The 18,173-nt window shown below is 60.2% G+C and carries 14 protein-coding genes and 4 pseudogenes; 9 read left to right on the top strand and 9 right to left on the bottom strand.

Going from position 1 to position 18,173, the window contains the following annotated elements:
- The 8 genes from lptC to RS887_RS13900 all read left to right on the top strand — a co-directional run bounded on the left by lptC (nucleotide 1) and on the right by RS887_RS13900 (nucleotide 5,516).
- Nucleotides 1-573 (top strand): LPS export ABC transporter periplasmic protein LptC, encoded by a 573-nt coding sequence (lptC, locus tag RS887_RS13935; RefSeq protein WP_322615814.1) that lies wholly within the window; start codon nucleotides 1-3, stop codon nucleotides 571-573.
- Nucleotides 560-1,105, top strand: a complete 546-nt coding sequence (gene lptA, locus RS887_RS13930; protein ID WP_322615813.1) for a lipopolysaccharide transport periplasmic protein LptA — start codon at nucleotides 560-562, stop codon at nucleotides 1,103-1,105. The genes lptC and lptA overlap by 14 nt, the downstream gene beginning before the upstream one ends.
- Nucleotides 1,105-1,830, top strand: a complete 726-nt coding sequence (lptB, locus tag RS887_RS13925) for an LPS export ABC transporter ATP-binding protein (RefSeq protein WP_008018715.1) — start codon at nucleotides 1,105-1,107, stop codon at nucleotides 1,828-1,830. Before lptA ends, lptB begins: the two co-directional genes overlap by 1 nt.
- A gap of 184 nt (nucleotides 1,831-2,014) precedes the next feature.
- Nucleotides 2,015-3,508, top strand: a complete 1,494-nt coding sequence (locus RS887_RS13920) for an RNA polymerase factor sigma-54 (RefSeq protein WP_322615812.1) — start codon at nucleotides 2,015-2,017, stop codon at nucleotides 3,506-3,508.
- Between the two features lie 74 nt (nucleotides 3,509-3,582).
- Nucleotides 3,583-3,891, top strand: a complete 309-nt coding sequence (gene hpf / locus RS887_RS13915; RefSeq protein ID WP_008018717.1) for a ribosome hibernation-promoting factor, HPF/YfiA family — start codon at nucleotides 3,583-3,585, stop codon at nucleotides 3,889-3,891.
- 12 nt (nucleotides 3,892-3,903) lie between these two features.
- A complete protein-coding gene (gene ptsN, locus RS887_RS13910; protein ID WP_085714549.1) occupies nucleotides 3,904-4,368 on the top strand; it encodes a PTS IIA-like nitrogen regulatory protein PtsN in 465 nt (154 codons plus the stop codon).
- A gap of 2 nt (nucleotides 4,369-4,370) precedes the next feature.
- On the top strand, nucleotides 4,371-5,228 hold the full coding sequence (rapZ, locus tag RS887_RS13905) for an RNase adapter RapZ (protein ID WP_057398881.1): 858 nt from the start codon (nucleotides 4,371-4,373) through the stop codon (nucleotides 5,226-5,228).
- A 15-nt stretch (nucleotides 5,229-5,243) separates the two neighbouring features.
- Nucleotides 5,244-5,516 (top strand): HPr family phosphocarrier protein, encoded by a 273-nt coding sequence (locus tag RS887_RS13900; protein WP_322615811.1) that lies wholly within the window; start codon nucleotides 5,244-5,246, stop codon nucleotides 5,514-5,516.
- A 23-nt stretch (nucleotides 5,517-5,539) separates the two neighbouring features.
- Here the strand turns inward: RS887_RS13900 and RS887_RS13895 are convergent.
- Both RS887_RS13895 and pmbA read right to left on the bottom strand, forming a co-directional pair.
- Nucleotides 5,540-5,803 (bottom strand): annotated as a pseudogene (locus tag RS887_RS13895) (ZIP family metal transporter); the annotation flags it as partial.
- Nucleotides 5,804-5,957: 154 nt separating this feature from the next.
- On the bottom strand, nucleotides 5,958-7,304 hold the full coding sequence (gene pmbA / locus RS887_RS13890) for a metalloprotease PmbA (RefSeq protein ID WP_322615810.1): 1,347 nt from the start codon (nucleotides 7,302-7,304) through the stop codon (nucleotides 5,958-5,960).
- 108 nt (nucleotides 7,305-7,412) lie between these two features.
- Between pmbA and yjgA the strand changes: the two genes are divergently transcribed.
- On the top strand, nucleotides 7,413-7,937 hold the full coding sequence (gene yjgA, locus RS887_RS13885; protein WP_085714545.1) for a ribosome biogenesis factor YjgA: 525 nt from the start codon (nucleotides 7,413-7,415) through the stop codon (nucleotides 7,935-7,937).
- 60 nt (nucleotides 7,938-7,997) lie between these two features.
- On the opposite strand, the pseudogene tldD reads toward yjgA, so the two are convergent.
- The 7 genes and pseudogenes from tldD to mreC all read right to left on the bottom strand — a co-directional run bounded on the left by tldD (nucleotide 7,998) and on the right by mreC (nucleotide 18,119).
- Nucleotides 7,998-9,439, bottom strand: a pseudogene (tldD, locus tag RS887_RS13880) (metalloprotease TldD).
- A gap of 12 nt (nucleotides 9,440-9,451) precedes the next feature.
- Nucleotides 9,452-10,306, bottom strand: coding sequence for a carbon-nitrogen hydrolase family protein (locus RS887_RS13875; protein ID WP_322615809.1), 855 nt, complete (start codon nucleotides 10,304-10,306; stop codon nucleotides 9,452-9,454).
- A 198-nt stretch (nucleotides 10,307-10,504) separates the two neighbouring features.
- Entirely contained in the window at nucleotides 10,505-14,308 is a 3,804-nt protein-coding gene (locus tag RS887_RS13870; protein ID WP_322615808.1) for a YhdP family protein, read from the bottom strand.
- Between the two features lie 75 nt (nucleotides 14,309-14,383).
- Nucleotides 14,384-15,839 (bottom strand): annotated as a pseudogene (rng, locus tag RS887_RS13865) (ribonuclease G).
- Between the two features lie 45 nt (nucleotides 15,840-15,884).
- The gene (locus RS887_RS13860) at nucleotides 15,885-16,493 is read right to left on the bottom strand and encodes a Maf family protein (RefSeq protein WP_322615807.1); all 609 of its coding nucleotides are present in this window, start codon (nucleotides 16,491-16,493) and stop codon (nucleotides 15,885-15,887) included.
- A 32-nt stretch (nucleotides 16,494-16,525) separates the two neighbouring features.
- The gene (gene mreD, locus RS887_RS13855) at nucleotides 16,526-17,017 is read right to left on the bottom strand and encodes a rod shape-determining protein MreD (RefSeq protein ID WP_007970244.1); all 492 of its coding nucleotides are present in this window, start codon (nucleotides 17,015-17,017) and stop codon (nucleotides 16,526-16,528) included.
- Nucleotides 17,017-18,119, bottom strand: a pseudogene (mreC, locus tag RS887_RS13850) (rod shape-determining protein MreC). The gene mreD and the pseudogene mreC overlap by 1 nt, the downstream one beginning before the upstream one ends.
- Between the last annotated feature and the right edge of the window lie 54 nt (nucleotides 18,120-18,173).

The raw sequence follows: 18,173 nt of genomic DNA, 5'->3' as shown, positions 1-18,173 counted from the left end.
ATGCTGAGCAAAAAGTTTCGCAACACCCTATTGTTCAGTTGCATCGCGGCGATATTCGCCGCGGCTGGCTACTGGAACATCAGCCCGGAACGCTTCCTCGACAAGCCGGTAACGCCGATCGATGAAAGCGCGATCGACTATTACGCCATCAACGCCCACAGCGTGCAGTACCTGCCCGACGGCAAGCTGCAATATGATCTGGTATCCGACAAGGTCGAGCATCTGAAAGCGACCGAGGTGACATTGCTGACCAACCCCGACCTGAATGTGTTCCGCGGCACTGAATACCCTTGGCACGTCCAGAGTCTGCAGGGCGAGGTCAACCCTGACGGCACACAGGTCGAACTGATCGATGACGTGCGCATCACGCGCTTCGATGAGAAAAACCGTAAAACCCTGATCACCAGCACCCGCATGACTGTGTTCCCGCAGCAGCAATATGCGCAGACCGAGCAAGACGTTAGAATCGACGGCGCTGGCGGTGTATCGACTGGCAAGGGAATGAAAGCGTATTTGAAAGAAAGCAGGATACACCTGCTATCGAACGTAAGAGGACAGTATGAGGCTCGTTAAAACCCTCCCGATTTTGCTCAGTCTGGGCGCAGCACTGGGAAGCGTGAGCGCCTGGGCTCTGCCGGAAGATCAACAGCAGCCTATCCGCATTCAGGCCGACGATGCCCAACTGGACGACAAGCAAGGTATTGCTACCTATAAGGGTGACGTGATCATCACCCAAGGCTCGATGAAGGTGACAGGCAACACTGTGACCATCACCCGCACCCCGACTGGCGACATCGACGTAGTGACCTCGGTGGGCAACCTGGCGTACTTCGAGCAGTTGCAAACGGCTGGCGATACCAAGCCCGTTCAGGGCTGGGGCGTGACGATCCAGTATCACGCCGCGCAAAACCGCGTCGTACTGATCGACAAGGCCAAAGTTGTCGACAAGGACAACAACGTCACCCAAGGCGAAAAAATCGTCTACGACACAGTCAAGAAGCTCGCCAGCGCCGGTCGCGCCACGGGCAGCAAGGTCACCGAGGCACGCCCGCGTATCGACATGGTGATCCAGCCGAAGAAGAAAAACGAAGAGAAAACCCAGTAATGGCAACTCTGAAAGCTCAGCATCTGGCCAAGGCCTATAAAAGCCGCCAGGTCGTGCGCGATGTCAGCCTGTCGATCGACAGCGGACAGATCGTAGGCCTGCTCGGCCCCAATGGCGCCGGCAAGACGACGTGCTTCTACATGATTGTCGGCCTGGTCCAGGCCGATCAGGGTCGCGTCCTGATCGACGACCTGGACGTCAGCCACCAGCCCATGCACGGTCGCGCCAAAGCCGGTATCGGCTATCTGCCGCAAGAAGCGTCGATCTTCCGCAAACTGTCGGTGGCCGACAACATCATGGCCATCCTCGAGACCCGCAAGGAACTCGACAAGGCCGGCCGTCGCAAGGAGCTGGAAAGCCTGCTGCAGGAATTCCACATCAGCCACATCCGCGACAACCTCGGCATGAGCCTGTCCGGTGGTGAGCGCCGTCGCGTGGAAATCGCCCGCGCCCTGGCCACCAACCCGAAATTCATCCTCCTCGACGAACCCTTTGCCGGCGTGGACCCGATTTCGGTCGGGGACATCAAGCAGATCATCTACCACCTCAAGGCCAAGGGCATTGGCGTGCTGATCACGGACCACAACGTTCGTGAAACCCTGGATATCTGTGAAACCGCCTATATCGTCAATGACGGCCAACTGATTGCCGAAGGTGACGCAGAGACCATCCTGGCCAACAACCTGGTCAAGGAAGTGTACCTGGGCCATGAGTTCCGCCTGTAAAGGCAGAGGTATCTGGCAGGTCGTCCGAGCGCTTGTCCCGATAAAAAATCAACACTTTTTTATTGTTACAGCGCTCTAGGCAAACGCTACGGTTTCGGGCATATAATTTGCTTATGTTTGGCGCTCCGGCGCCCCGTAGTGGATGGCGCATGTGCGCCGGCGAATAAGGTGTTAAGCCCCAGCCATGAAACCATCGCTAGTCTTGAGAATGGGCCAGCAGCTGACGATGACACCGCAGCTGCAACAGGCCATCCGCCTGCTCCAATTGTCGACCCTGGACCTGCAACAGGAAATCCAGGAGGCCCTGGAGTCCAATCCGATGCTCGAACGCCAGGAAGAAGGCGACGACTTCGACAATTCCGACCCCTTGGCCGACAACGCCGAACAAAAGCCCAACACTGACATCCAGGAACCCTCCTACCAGGAAAGCGCCCCGACGGTTGATAACCTCGATGAAGGCGACTGGAACGAGCGCATCCCCAACGATCTCCCCGTCGACACCGCGTGGGAAGACGTTTACCAGACCAGCGCCAGCAGCCTGCCCAGCAACGATGACGACGAGTGGGACTTCACCACCCGCACCTCGGCCGGCGAAAGCCTGCAAAGCCACTTGCTGTGGCAACTGAACCTGGCTCCGATGTCCGACACCGATCGCCTGATCGCCGTGACCCTGATCGATTGCATCAACAATCAGGGCTATCTGGACGAAACCCTCGAGGAGATCCTCGAAGCCTTCGATCCGGAGTTGGACATCGAACTGGACGAAATCGAAGCCGTCCTGCACCGCATCCAGCAATTCGAGCCCGCCGGCATCGGCGCCCGCAACCTGGGCGAATGCCTGCTGCTGCAATTGCGCCAGTTGCCAGCCAAGACCCCTTGGCTGGCCGAGGCCAAGCGCCTGGTCACCGATTACATCGACCTGCTTGGCAGCCGCGACTACAGCCAGCTGATGCGCCGCATGAAGCTCAAGGAAGACGAGCTGCGCCAGGTCATCGAACTGGTCCAGAGCCTCAACCCGCGCCCAGGCTCGCAGATCGAGTCCACCGAAGCCGAGTACGTCGTTCCTGACGTTATCGTGCGCAAGGACAACGAACGCTGGCTGGTGGAGCTGAACCAGGAGTCGGTGCCACGGCTGCGGGTCAACGCCCAGTACGCCGGTTTCGTACGCCGCGCCGACACCAGCGCCGATAACACGTTCATGCGCAATCAGTTGCAGGAGGCCCGCTGGTTCATCAAGAGCCTGCAAAGCCGCAACGAAACCCTGATGAAAGTAGCCACCCAGATCGTCGAGCATCAGCGCGGCTTCCTGGAGTATGGCGACGAAGCCATGAAGCCGCTGGTCCTGCATGACATCGCCGAAGCGGTCGGCATGCATGAATCGACGATTTCACGGGTAACCACTCAGAAGTTCATGCATACCCCCCGGGGCATTTATGAACTGAAATACTTTTTCTCAAGTCACGTAAGCACCTCCGAAGGCGGTGAATGCTCGTCCACGGCGATCCGGGCGATCATCAAAAAACTGGTTGCCGCGGAAAATCAGAAAAAGCCGTTGAGTGACAGCAAGATCGCTGGTTTACTGGAGGCACAAGGCATTCAGGTGGCCCGCCGCACCGTCGCCAAGTACCGCGAATCCCTCGGGATCGCGCCTTCGAGCGAACGCAAGCGGTTGATGTAGGGCCACGCCACAGCGTTCCAGTGGTAGATCATCTGGTCTACCGCTTTATGCACTGGCAACGAAGGAGAAGCTGTATGCAAGTCAACATCAGTGGACACCAACTGGAAGTGACCGAACCTCTCCGCTCCTACATCGGCGAAAAACTCGAACGATTGGAGCGACACTTCGACAAGATCACTAACGTGCAGGTCACGATGACCGTCGAAAAGTTGAAGCAGAAAATCGAAGCCACGCTGCATATTCCCGGGAATGAAGTGGTCGCAAACGCGGAGCATACCGATATGTACGCTGCGATCGATGCACTCACCGACAAGCTGGATAAACAACTCAAAAAGCATAAGGAAAAGACCCAGAGCCTCCTTCAGGGCGCAACCGGTCGTTAACACTCCCAACCCATGATCCGACTTGAAAGTATCCTGACCCCCGGCCGTTCCCTGGTGAACGTGCCGGGTGGCAGTAAAAAGAAAGCCCTCGAACAAATTGCCAATCTGATCGCCCGCGAAGTGCCGGCTCTGGAGATGCAAGATGTCTTCGAGGCGCTGATTGCCCGTGAAAAACTCGGCTCCACCGGTTTTGGCAACGGCATCGCCATTCCACATTGCCGTCTCAAGGGCTGTGTTTCGCCCATCAGTGCATTGATGCACCTGGATGCCCCTATCGATTTCGACGCCATCGACGGCGCGCCGGTTGACCTGCTGTTCGTATTGCTGGTCCCGGAAGCCGCTACCGATGCGCACCTTGAGCTGCTGCGACAGATCGCCAGCATGCTCGATCGCAAGGACGTGCGCGACAAACTGCGCAGCGCTCCGAGCAATGAAGCCCTGTATCAGGTTGTCCTGGACGAGCAAAACGGTCAGTAATCATGCGCTTGATCATCGTCAGTGGCCGCTCCGGCTCAGGTAAAAGCACCGCCCTCGACGTCCTTGAGGACAACGGGTACTACTGCATCGACAACCTGCCTGCCGGCCTGCTGCCGGAACTGGCAGAACGAGCGCTGATTCATACCGAGTTGATGCAGCCGCTGGTCGCCGTTTCCATTGACGCCCGCAACCTGCCCAGCCACCTGTCACGCTTCCCCGACCTGCTCGAAGAAGTCCGCAGCCGCCACATCCAGTGCGATGTCCTGTACCTGGACGCCGACGAAGAAACACTGCTCAAGCGCTTCTCGGAAACCCGCCGGCGCCACCCCCTGACCAACGCCAACCGCTCGCTGGCCGAAGCCATCAGCGTCGAGAGCGTCCTGCTCGGGCCGATTGCCGACCTCGCCGATCTCAAGATCAACACTACCAGCCTGAACCTGTATCAACTGCGCGATGCCATCAAACTACGCCTGTTGAATCAACCGGAACCCGGCACTGCGTTCCTGGTGGAATCCTTCGGGTTCAAACGCGGCATGCCGGTGGACGCCGACCTGGTGTTCGATGTGCGTTGCCTGCCAAACCCTTACTGGAAACCGGAATTGCGCGAGCAGTCCGGGCTCGATCAACCGGTTGCCGAATATCTGGCGGCACAGCCGGATGTCGAAGAGATGTTCCAGGACATTTCCACATACTTGCTAAAGTGGCTGCCTCGTTTTGCCGCCAGCAACCGCGCCTACGTCACCATTGCCATTGGCTGCACTGGTGGACATCACCGCTCCGTCTACCTGACCGAGCGTCTGGGGCAGACGCTGCAAAAATCCCTGAAGAACGTCCAGGTTCGCCACCGCGACCTCAGCTAAAGGATTCACATCGCGATGCCTGCTCTGGAAATCATGATCATCAACAAGCTGGGCCTGCATGCCCGAGCTTCTGCAAAATTCGTTGGAGTGGCGGGTCAGTTCCCGTGTCAGATCCGCGCCGGTCGTACACCAGAGTCCATGGTCGATGGCAAAAGCATCATGGCGATGATGATGCTGGCCGCCGGCAAAGGCACCACGATCCACTTGAGCACGGAAGGCGAGCAGGAACAGGAAGCGCTGGATGCGCTAGTGGCCTTGATCAACAACTTCTTCGACGAAGGCGAATAAAGAGATCGCAGCCTGCGATCTTTTCAGGCCAGCGCCGTATCCATCACCATCATCAAGCAGAATCCTGCCAGCAAACCTAGGCTGGCAAGCTTGTCATGACCATTACGGCGCGATTCGGGTATGACTTCGTGGGTCACCACCAGCAACATCGCCCCCGCCGCCAGCGCCAACCCCAATGGCAGCAGCCGCTCGGCCAGGCTCACCCGCCAGGCGCACAACAGCGCGAACACCGGCTCGACCAACCCTGATTCGGCTCCGATCAGGAACGCCTTGACCCTCCTCCTCCCTTCAAGCCCTACCATACAAGAGAGCCTGCCCGCGAAAGCGAAGTGTCAGACGACGCCGAAAGCGAGGACGCATTCGCGAGCAGGCAGGGGACAACCCCAATAAAAAAGGCGCGCCACCCATTGGGTGGCGCGCCTTTTTGTATCACAGGGAGACTTAGCTACCCGCCACCGTCATCCGCTCGATCAGCACCGAACCGGTGCGGATGTTGCTGCGAAGTTCGAGATCATTACCGACCGCGACGATCTGTTTGAACATGTCGCGCATGTTGCCGGCGATGGTCACTTCCTGGACCGCGAACTGGATTTCGCCGTTCTCGACCCAGTAACCCGCCGCGCCCCGGGAATAATCGCCGGTGACCATGTTCAGCCCCTGGCCCATCAACTCGGTGACCAACAGCCCGCGTCCCATGCGCCGCAGCAACGCCGCCTGGTCTTCATCGCCATGGGTGACGAACAGGTTGTGCACGCCGCCGGCGTTGGCCGTGCTCGGCATGCCGAGCTTGCGACCGGAGTAGGTGCCGAGGATGTAGGACACCAACTCGCCTTTTTCGACGAACGGTTTGGCATAGGTTGCAAGGCCATCGCCATCGAACGCAGCACTCCCCAATGCCCGCATCAGGTGCGGACGCTCGTCGATGGTCAGCCACTCGGGAAACAGCTTCTGACCGAGAGTGCCCTCAAGGAACGAAGACTTGCGATAAAGGCTGCCGCCGGAAATCGCCGACAGGAAACTGCCGAACAGGCCCCCGGCCAACTCTGCGGAAAACAGCACCGGCACCTCACAAGTCGGCACCGGACGCGCCCCCAGACGGCTTGCCGCCCGTTGCGCAGCGCGCTGGCCGATGCTGACCGGGTCGGCGAGCAGATCGCCCTGGCGGTTCACGTCGTACCAGTAATCGCGCTGCATCTGGCCGTCCGCTTCGGCGATCATCACGCAGCTCAGGCTGTGGCGAGTCGATGCGTAACCGCCGATAAACCCATGGCTGTTGCCGTAGACGCGGCAGCCCTGATGGGTGCTGAGGGTAGTGCCGTCGGCGTTCCTGATACGGCTGTCGGCGGCGAACGCCGCAGCTTCGCAGGCCAGGGCCTGTTCGATGGCTTGTTCCGGAGTAATGTCCCACTGGTGGAACAGATCGAAATCCTGAATGTCCCGCGCCATCAGCGCGGCATCCGCAAGGCCCGAAGCTTCATCTTCCGAAGTGTGCTTGGCGATGGCCAGTGCAGCGGCAACCGTTTCGCGAATCGCTTCCGGACCGCTGGCCGAAGTGCTGGCCGAGCCTTTGCGCTGGCCGACATACAAGGTGATGCCAAATCCCTGATCGCGGTTGAATTCGACCGTTTCGACTTCACGCTGGCGCACCGTAGTCGACAAACCCTGCTCAAGCGACACCGCCACTTCACAGGCACTGGCCCCCTGGCGCCTGGCTTCAGCGATGATCTGCTCGACTTGTTCCTGCAGTGCCGGCAACGCTTGTGGGCCGACGCTTTCAACTGCACTCATGCTGTTCTCCACTCAAATTCTGCTTTCGGTAACGGTCATCGAGCGACCGGGCCGGACAAGCGGCCCCCGACTGGTTATCATGGCGGCGTTTCTTAGCGGACTGCCACCATGGTTGATTCTTACGACGACTCCCTCGATACGGGAGAAAAAAGCAAATCCCAGGTCAAACGCGAGCTGCATGCTCTGGTTGACCTTGGCGAGCGCCTTACAACACTCAAGCCTGACTTGCTGGCCAAACTGCCCTTGACCGACGGTTTGCGCCGGGCTCTGGCCGATGCGCCCAAGCACACTGCGAACATCGCGCGTAAACGGCACCTTCAGTTCATCGGCAAACTGATGCGCGATCAGGACACTGACGCCATTCTGGTTCTGCTCGATCAACTCGATGCCTCCACCCGTCAATACAACGAACGCTTCCATAACCTGGAACGCTGGCGCGATCGTCTGATCGGTGGCGACGATGCAACCCTGGAAAAATTCGTCACCGAATACCCGGACGCGGATCGCCAGCAATTGCGTTCCCTGATCCGTCAGGCCCAGCATGAGGTTGCGCAAAACAAGCCTCCTGCTTCCAGCCGTAAAATCTTCAAGTACATCCGTGAGCTGGACGAGACTCAACGCGGTCTGCGTTGAATCCCTGATCGGGTGAGTTGCCCTGCAACTCACCCGAAGCTTCACTGTTTCAAAAACCGCTTACGCGCCCGTGCCACCCACGGTGATCGCATCAATCTTCAGCGTTGGCTGGCCGACACCCACCGGCACCGACTGCCCATCCTTGCCACACGTGCCCACACCGCTGTCCAGCGCCAGATCATTACCGACCATCGACACCTTGCTCATGGCTTCCGGCCCGTTGCCGATCAACGTCGCGCCTTTGACCGGTGCAGTGATCTTGCCGTCCTCGATCAGGTACGCCTCGCTGGTGGAAAACACGAACTTGCCGCTGGTGATGTCCACCTGACCGCCCCCCAGGTTGGCGCAGTAGATGCCGCGTTTCACCGAAGCGATGATTTCCGCCGGGTCGCTTTCGCCGGCGAGCATGTAGGTATTGGTCATGCGTGGCATCGGCAGGTGCGCGTAGGACTCGCGACGGCCGTTACCGGTGCGTGCCACGCCCATCAGACGGGCATTGAGCTTGTCCTGCATGTAGCCCTTGAGCACGCCGTTTTCGATCAGCGTGGTGCACTCGGTCGGCGTGCCCTCGTCATCGACGCTCAACGAGCCGCGACGACCGGCCAGGGTGCCGTCATCGACAATGGTGCAAAGCTTCGACGCAACCATCTCGCCCATGCGCCCGCTATAAGCCGAACTGCCCTTGCGGTTGAAATCGCCTTCCAGACCATGCCCGACGGCTTCATGCAGCAGCACGCCCGACCAGCCGGAACCGAGCACCACCGGCAAGGTACCGGCCGGTGCCGGAATCGCTTCAAGGTTGACCAGCGCCTGGCGCAACGCTTCACGGGCATAGCCCATGGCACGGTCTTCGCCGAGGAAATAACGGTAATCGGTCCGACCGCCACCGCCATGACCGCCGCGCTCGCGGCGACCGTTCTGCTCGACGATCACGCTGACATTGAAACGCACCAACGGCCGCACATCCGCCGCCAGACCGCCGTCGGTGGAAGCCACCAGAATCCGCTCCCAGACACCGGCCATGCTCACGGTGACCTGCTGGATGCGAGGGTCGAGGGCACGGGTCGCAGCGTCGACTCGCTTGAGCAAGTCGACTTTCTCGGCACGGGTCAGCACCTCCAGGGGATTGTCCGGCGCATACAACTGCGCAACGTCCTGGCTGGTGAATGCCTGTACCGTGCCGTGCTGCCCGGCCCGGGAAATCGAACGGGCGGCACGCGCCGCCGCGCCCAGGGCTTCAAGAGTGATGGCATTGCTGTAGGCAAAACCGGTTTTTTCCCCCGATTGCGCGCGCACGCCCACACCCTGGTCAAGGTTGAAGCTGCCTTCCTTGACGATGCCGTCTTCCAGCGCCCAGGACTCGGAGATCTGCCCCTGGAAATACAGATCGGCCGCATCGATGCCCGGCCCGGCCAGATCGCCGAGCACGCCTTGCAGGCTTCGATCGTGACGCCACCGGGCGCCAACAGGTGTTCACTGACTGAGGACAACAACTCGCTCATATGCTTTACGCCTTAAATTCGTCGTTCTGATGCAGGTCGCTGGGCGCCCTGCGAGAAAAAGCGCCGGTGACTGGACACCGGCATCCGCGCCCGGATGGACGCCTGTTCGCTGCTGTCGCGTTTGGCCAGCAGCACGGCCTCGCCTTGATCCTGTTGTGCCAGCACACGACCCCACGGGTCGACGATGGCGGCATGCCCGAATGTTTCCCGCGGCCCCGGATGCGTCCCGCCCTGGGCAGCCGCGAGCACATAACACTGGGTTTCGATGGCCCGCGCGCGAATCAGCACGTCCCAGTGCGCGGCGCCGGTCACGGCGGTAAACGCCGACGGCGCGGTAATCAGTTCCGCGCCGGCCGCGCGCAGTTCGCTGTACAACTCGGGAAAGCGCAAGTCATAGCAGACGGTCAGGCCGACCCGGCCGACCGGTGTGTCCGCCACGACCACCCCGTTGCCATAAGCATAGTCATCGGATTCACGATAACGGCCACGATTGTCCGCCACGTCGACGTCGAACAGGTGCAGTTTGTCGTAGCGCGCCACCGTTTCTCCTTGATCGTTCACCAGTAACGAACAGGCGTGCACTTTGGCCGTCGGTTGATCCACCGGCGGTAACGGTAAAGTGCCGGCCACTATCCATAACTTGAGGTCGCGTGCGGTCTGTTTCAACCAAGGCAGGATCGGGCCTTCGCCCAGTGCTTCGGCGCGCCCGATGTCGGCAATGTCACGCCGGCCCATGGCGGCGAAGTTTTCCGGCAATACCGCCAGTTTCGCACCGCCAGCGGCCGCTTGTTCGAGTAGTCGACGGGCCTGGGCCAGATTGGCCAGCACATCGCTCTGGCTGACCATTTGAATCACCGCGACAGACATGGCTTTATCCTTGTTGAAATAAACACAGACCTTGTAGGAGCGAGCTTGCTCCGGGCGGCGCTCCGACGATGAATTTGAACGCGACGCGTTTTTTCAGACGGCCTGCGTCATCGTTCACGTCCATCGCGAGCGAGCTCGCTCCTACAGGGGGGCGAGCCGTAATGGTCATGCTACTCCATAGGCCCGAAGGATGGCTTTTCAAAAAGGCTTGTCGAAGGTGATTTTCGGTTCTTTCCACGGCCCGTTGACCGTGTATTTCACACTGGCGAAACGGGCGACCCGGTCACCGATCAGCTTGTCGATCAGGAACAGTGCCCCACCGACCGCAGGTGCACCGACGATCAGTGCGGCGATCGGCAGGTTATTGGTCACCGGCAAGGTCACCAACAGTTTCGCATCGATCTGATCGGCCACCATGTTCAGGGTGCCGTCGAGCTCGATGGTGCTCGACGGCCCCGTCAGCCGGATCGGCTCGCGGGTGACATACACGCCATTAGTCCCGACCAGCAGCCCTTTGACCTTGTCATAACTCAGGCCTTTGCCGAACAGGTCGGAGAAGTCCAGGCGCAGGCGCCGGCCGATGGAATTGAAGTTGAGCAAACCAAATACCCGTAACGCCTGGGCACTGCCTTCGACCTCGACGAACTGGCCCTGATTGAGCGTCGCATCGAGCGAGCCGGAGAAGCGCTTGGTCGCCACCCAGGCCGGCGATCCGGGCCAGCGGCCATCGACATCCATATAAAAGTCCTGGCTGGTGACGCTCGGTGCATACCCCCAGTTCTTGAGCACATCGGCGAGGTTCTTGCCGCTGATGCGCCCCTTGTACCAGCTAGTGCTTGCGCCGGGCACGCCTTCCCAGCCACCGCTACCCACCAGCAAAATACCCTTGAGGCCCAGGTCCAGCGAGTTGAACACGATGCCCTTGGCCGTCGGACGAATTTTCAGCGACCAGCCGCCCACCAGATCCTGGCCCTGGAATAACTGATTGATGGTGATGTCCATCGCGGGGATTTTCGTCGGGTCTACCGAAGCCAATGGATCCGGTGAGTTTTCATCGGCCTGCACGGCCGGGTCCGGTGCGGGCAGGCGCACGGTTTGCAGATTGATCGTGATCGGCACCGCGTTCGTATCGGGCAGGTTGGCGTTGCCCTTGATCTGCTGGCTGTCGAGTTGCAGCGCCCAGGCGGAAGCCTTACGCGTCAGCTGGATCGAGGCCTGATCGAGCGTGGTGCCGATACCGCTGAGCTTGCCCACCTTGAAATCCGCGCCGCTGAGCAATTGCCTGGCGCTGCCGCTGGGGTCCTGTCCGGCGTATTTATCCACCAGATCCTTCCACGGGCCAACGTCCAGCTCCGACAGCACGCCTCGTACCCGCAGGCCTTTGGTATCAGGCAATACCGACTCGCCGCCACCGAGGGACAATTCCCCGCGACCGTCGGCGAAATTGCTCGCCGGGGCCGCGAACGTGAAGCTCGCCAGATTCCCGTAGTTGACCCAATAGCGCCGTTCGTCGCCCTGCAAGGTCATACGGAACGTCGTGTCGCGCCCGGTATCGGCGGTCATGCCGAACGGCGCAGGCAAATCGACGGCCACGCCCTTGAGGCTGGAATTGACCCGCAATTGGCTGTCGGCGCCGTTGAGGGTCAGTTGCAGTTGATAAGGGATCACGCCACTCACCGGCAGAGGCTGGGTCACCTTCAGCCAATCGGTCAGTTTCCTGACCTCGACCTGGCCCGACGCGGTCACCCGGGTATTGAGTTTACCCGGGCTGCCATCAGCAAAAATCTGCGCGCTGACCGGCTTGTCGAATGCCCTTGCGCTGATGCTCTGCCCGCTCAGGCCCTTGGCACTGTCGAAACGGAAATCACCTTTGAGCTGGGTCAGTTCCAGCACAGGTTCGGCCAGTTTCAAGCGTGCCTTGGCGGTCTTGAAATCGACGAGGATCTTCGGCTCCTCGCCTTTTGCCAGTGGAATGTCCAGGTTCAACTTGCCTTGCAGGTCGCCCTCGCCTTCCCAGCCGGCAAAGGTTGCCCCGGTGCCGATCGGCGCTTCCTGGAGGATTTTCAGGCCATCGCCCAAACCGCCGGCAAATCCGCCATCGAGGAACAAATGAACGTTCTGCCCGGCAGGCACATGGGGAATGTTGACGTAAACATCGTTGACCTGGGTGTCGAGCAATTGGCCCTTGCTGGCCAGAATCCGCACACCGCTGTCTTCGACGAACACGTCGCCGCTGACCTTGCCGACATGGGGCCAGCCCGGCTGGAAGGCCAATTCGGCATCGTGAACCTTGAAGTACAGGCTGATGCTGCGATCCGCGTCTGCGGCACCGTGGCTGAGCGACCCTTGATACTGGAAGAAGCCTTGATCCACCGCGCCCTTGAGAATCGCGGTGCGCAGCCATTCATCCAGCGCCGGGCTGAGGACCGCCGGCAAGTACTTGGCGGTGTAGCGACCGTCACCGTCCACCAGGCCGACCCGCAGGTCCATGTAGTCTTCCTGGGTGTGATCGAAATGCAGGCGAATCAGGAAGTCGCCGGCAATCTTGCCTTCCTCGCCCAGCACTTTCAGGTACGGCGCGATCAGGGTGAAACCTTCTTTATCGAGTTTCCAGGTCAGCCGCGCATTGGCCTGAATGTACTGCCATGGCTTGGCGAAAATCGGGTCCAGATGCAGCATGAAATCCTTGCTGTCCATGCGCAGTTCGCCGTGTCCCAAGTCACCGCTGATGCTGCCGCTGACATTTCGGGCCGCCGGCGCACCGTGATAGGCATCGAAGCCTACCTGGTCGAGGTTGGCGGCAAACCCGAACTTGCTGTCGTCGGTGGCATTGGGGCGGAAGTCGACCAGCACGTTACGCAAGCCACCCGTGACTTTGAGCCGCTCGACAACGCTGGCAAAGCCTTCCGGCAGCGGCGCAAGGGCATTGATCAGCGGTGTGAGCGGGGTCAGGTCGACGCGGTCGGCTTGAAGATGCCAAAGTTCTTCGGTCTTGTCGGTGGCGGCGCTTTGCTTGAGCTGCAAATGCGTTTCCCAGCGAGCGTCGCCGAGGTTCATCGCCAGGGAATCCAGAGTCACCTGCACGCCTTCGGCACTGCGCTGGAAATAACCGTTGAGCGCCAGGTTGTTGATCTGGATCGGCTTGCGCTCGTCGTACGCACCCTTGAGTTGTGGCGCGTTCAAGCGCACTGCCGCACTTTGCAGGGTGCCTTTGGCCCAGGTCGCCCACAGCTCGCCGCCGGCCTTGATCTCGGAGAAACTCCATTGCTGGCTTACGCGCTCGGGCAACCACTTCGACCACTCGCTTTGCGGCAGGCTCAGGTAGACCTCGGCTTCAGCGTCCTTCCATTGGCTGGTACTAATGCGGGTACGCAAGCTCATGGCCACCGGGTGCCCGTCAGGCAGGGTCAAGCGCACGTCGAGCCGCTGGCGCGACGCCCCGGTTCTCAGATTAAGGCCAACATAAGTCAGGGTCAGTGGCGAATGTGCAAATGGCTGCAAGGTCACCTGGCTGTCAAGCACCGACAGTTGCTGGATCATCTGCATGCGATTGAGTAGCTGTTCCGGATCGGTGGGTTGATCCTGTTGCACCGGCAAACCTTCCAGTGCCCATTCACCGTCGTTACCCTCCTTGACGCTGATCTTCAGGCCACTGAGCTCCAGATGAGCGATGCGTACCTGACGGGTCAGCAGACTGGCCCAAAGGTCCGGCACCGCGCGCACCTGATCCAGGTGCAAGGCATTGGCACCCTCGCCGACCGTCACGTCGTGAGCCATCAATATGGGGGCAAATCCACTCCAGCTGCCTTCGAGTTCACCGATCTGCAATGGCATGCCCAAGGCATCGCTGGCTTTGGTTTCGATGTCGGCACGGTACTCGGCGACTAACGGCGTCAGCTCCCGGCCAAGGCTGACGTAGAGCGCCATCAACACCAAAACCAACGCGCACAGGCCCAGACCCCAGCGGGTCAGTGCGGCCAAAATGCGTGTCAGACGGTCCATGTCAGATGGCCCCCATGGCAAAAAATTTGCAAAAAGCTGAGGCCAGCCATTCTTGAACAATCAAAACGATACGCTTCAGAGCAGCACCACGTCGTATTGTTCCTGGGAATACATGGTTTCGACCTGAAAGCGGATGGTGCGCCCGATAAACCCTTCCAGCTCGGCGACGTTGCCCGACTCTTCGTCGAGCAGGCGGTCCACCACTTTCTGGTTCGCCAATACACGATAGCCTTCCGCCTGATAGGCGCGAGCCTCACGCAGGATTTCGCGGAAGATTTCGTAGCAAACGGTTTCCGGTGTCTTGAGCTTGCCGCGTCCCTGACAGGCGTTGCACGGCTCGCACAACACTTGCTCAAGGCTTTCGCGGGTACGCTTGCGGGTCATCTGCACCAGGCCCAGTTCGGTGATACCGATGATGTTGGTCTTGGCGTGATCGCGTTCCAGTTGCTTTTCGAGCGTGCGCAACACCTGGCGCTGGTGTTCTTCATCTTCCATGTCGATGAAGTCGATGATGATGATTCCGCCGAGGTTACGCAGACGCAATTGACGGGCGATGGCCGTCGCGGCTTCGAGGTTGGTCTTGAAGATGGTTTCTTCGAGGTTGCGATGGCCGACGAACGCCCCGGTGTTGACGTCGATGGTGCTCATGGCTTCCGCCGGGTCGACCACCAGATAACCACCGGACTTGAGCGGGACCTTGCGCTCGAGCGCCTTCTGGATTTCGTCTTCGACGCCATACAGGTCGAAAATCGGCCGCTCGCCCGGGTAATGCTCCAGACGGTCGGCAATCTCGGGCATCAATTCGGCGACGAACTGCGTGGTTTTCTGGAAGGTTTCCCGGGAGTCGATACGGATCTTCTCGATTTTCGGGCTCACCAGGTCACGCAGGGTGCGCAGCGCCAGACCGAGGTCTTCGTAGATCACGCTCGGCGCACTGATGGTTTTGATCTGGGCGCTGATCTGATCCCAAAGTCTGCGCAGGTAGCGGATGTCCATGAGGATTTCATCGGCGCCGGCGCCTTCGGCTGCCGTGCGCAGGATGAAACCGCCGGCCTCCTTGATACCTTCCTTGGCCACGCAATCAGTGACCACTTGCTTGAGGCGTTCGCGCTCGGCTTCGTCTTCGATCTTCAGGGAAATGCCGACATGGGCCGTGCGTGGCATGTACACCAGGTAACGCGAAGGGATCGACAACTGGGTGGTCAGGCGTGCGCCTTTGGATCCGATCGGGTCCTTGGTCACTTGCACCACCAAGCTCTGGCCTTCGTGCACCAGGGCACTGATGCTCGACCGCCGGGCCTTCGCGCAGGGAAATTTCCGATGCATGAATGAACGCGGCGCGATCCAGGCCGATATCGACGAATGCCGCCTGCATCCCCGGCAGTACCCGCACGACTTTGCCTTTATAGATGTTGCCGACGATCCCGCGCTTTTGCGTACGCTCGACGTGGACCTCTTGCAGGACACCGTTTTCGACCACCGCCACGCGCGACTCCATCGGCGTGATGTTGATCAGGATCTCTTCACTCATGGCAGGGTCTCGTTCAGGCATGTTCACGATAATGGCCGCATCTGTTCAGAACGTTGCTTGGTGTGCGTTCCGGGTTTGCCAACAGGGTATGCCGAAATGGCCGAGCAGTTCCGCGGTTTCGCAAAGCGGTAGTCCGACCACCGCTGAATAACTTCCATCGAGCCCGGCGACAAACACCGCACCCAGTCCTTGAATGCCATAACCGCCCGCCTTGTCCCTTGGTTCGCTGCTGGCCCAATAGGCTGCGGCTTCGTCACGACTGATATCACGAAAACGCACCCGGCTGGTGACAACCCGGGACTCGCAACGTTCGCCATCGAGCACGGCAATCGCGGTCAGGACCTCATGTTCACACCCTGACAACATCATCAGCATGGTGCACGCATCCGCTTGATCAACCGGTTTGCCGAGAATTTTTCCGTCGAGCACCACGGCGGTATCGGCGCCGAGCACACAGAACGGGCCATCGGACACGACAGCGCTGCGCCCCGCTTCGGCTTTGCCGCGCGCCAGGCGCTCGACGTAGGCCGAAGGGGATTCTTGTGGTAAAGGGGTTTCATCGATATCCGCACTGACGGCGGAGAATGGAACGCCGATCTGCGTGAGCAGTTCACGTCGACGCGGCGAGCCAGAGGCGAGGTACAACCGTTTCATCAAGACCTCTCCCTGTCTAATGCCTGACCGAATCAATTGATTTTGTAGCGTCGACGCAATCCGCGCAAACCGAAACTGATCCAGGGCCAGAGCAATGCACTGACCAGTGCCGGCAGCACCAGCGCCAGCGTCGGCTGACGATTGCCGGTCAAGGCACTGAGCCATAGTTGTACAAGCTGGGCGAGGCCGAAGATCACCAGGATCACCAGGCTCTGCTGCCACATCGGGAACATCCGCAGGCGTTGTTGCAGCGCCAGTACCAAATAGGTGATGAGGGTCAGGATCAAGGCGTTCTGCCCCAGGAGCGTGCCGTACAGCACGTCCTCGGCCAGGCCCAGGCAAAACGCCGTCACCATCCCGACTGTCTGCGGCAGGTTCAACGCCCAGAATGCCAGCAGCAAGGCCAGCCACAGCGGGCGCAGGATTTCCATGAATTGCGGCAGAGGCGAAACGCTCAGCAGCAGACCGACAGCGAACGTCAGCCAGACTATCCAGCCGTTTCGGGATGCTTTTACACCGCCCATTATTCTCTCCCCACTGGAGTGGCCGGCGCGGCGACTGGCGGTTTGGCGGCAGGCTTCGCGGCAGCGGGTTGCGCCGCTGGCGGTTTAGCCGCAGCAGGATGCGTGGCCGCAGGCTTGGCTGGCGTGGTGGTTGGCTTGGCTGGCGCAGTGGTGCCGCAGGCGCCGCCGTGGCAGGCGTCGTCGGTGTGGCGGCCGGTGCAGCAGGAGCTGCGGGGTTGACCAGTTTCGGAACTGTCGCAGGAATGATCGGGCCACCGCCCTGTGCGTCCAGGTTTTCCTGGGCCTGGGCGGCGGCATTGGCGCGTTCTTCGGCAGTACGGTTGTCGCTGAACACCAGCAGCAGGTAACGGCTGCGGTTCAAGGCGGCGGTCGGAATGGCGCGGACAATGGCAAACGGTTGGCCGGAATCGTGAATCACTTCCTTGACCGTCGCCACCGGGTAACCGGCCGGAAAACGTTGCCCGAGGCCGGAGCTGACCAGCAAGTCGCCTTCCTTGATATCCGCGGTATCGGCCACATGACGCAACTCGAGACGCTCCGGGTTGCCGGTGCCGCTGGCAATCGCCCGCAAACCGTTACGGTTCACCTGCACCGGAATGCTGTGGGTGGTATCGGTCAACAGCAGGACGCGAGAGGTGTAGGGCATCAACTCGACCACCTGGCCCATCAGGCCGCGGGCATCGAGTACCGGCTGACCGAGGACCACGCCGTCGCGCTCACCTTTATTGATGATGATGCGATGGGTGAAGGGGTTGGGGTCCATGCCGATCAACTCGGCCACTTCGACTTTCTCGTTGACCAGTGCCGAAGAGTTGAGCAACTCGCGCAGCCGAACGTTCTGCTCGGTCAGGGCGGCAAGTTTTTGCATGCGCCCCTGCAACAGCAGGTTTTCAGTCTTGAGTTTTTCGTTTTCGGCGACGAGCTCGGTCCGGCTGCCAAACTGACTGGCAACGCCTTCCCATAGTCGTCCGGGCAGGTCGGTGATCCAGTAGGCGTCCATCAGCACCAGCGACATCTGGCTGCGTGCAGGCTTGAGCAGACTGAAACGGGCATCGACCACCATCAGCGCGACCGATAGCACGACCAGCACCAACAGGCGCACGCCCAGTGAAGGGCCCTTGGTGAAAAGCGGTTTAATAAGCCGCTCCTTCCAGGC

The organism is Pseudomonas sp. BIC9C (assembly GCF_034541995.1).
Classification (GTDB): domain Bacteria; phylum Pseudomonadota; class Gammaproteobacteria; order Pseudomonadales; family Pseudomonadaceae; genus Aquipseudomonas; species Aquipseudomonas fluorescens_CC.
The sequence above is the reverse complement of the archived record's forward strand: the minus strand, read 5'-3'. Positions and strand labels throughout refer to the sequence as shown.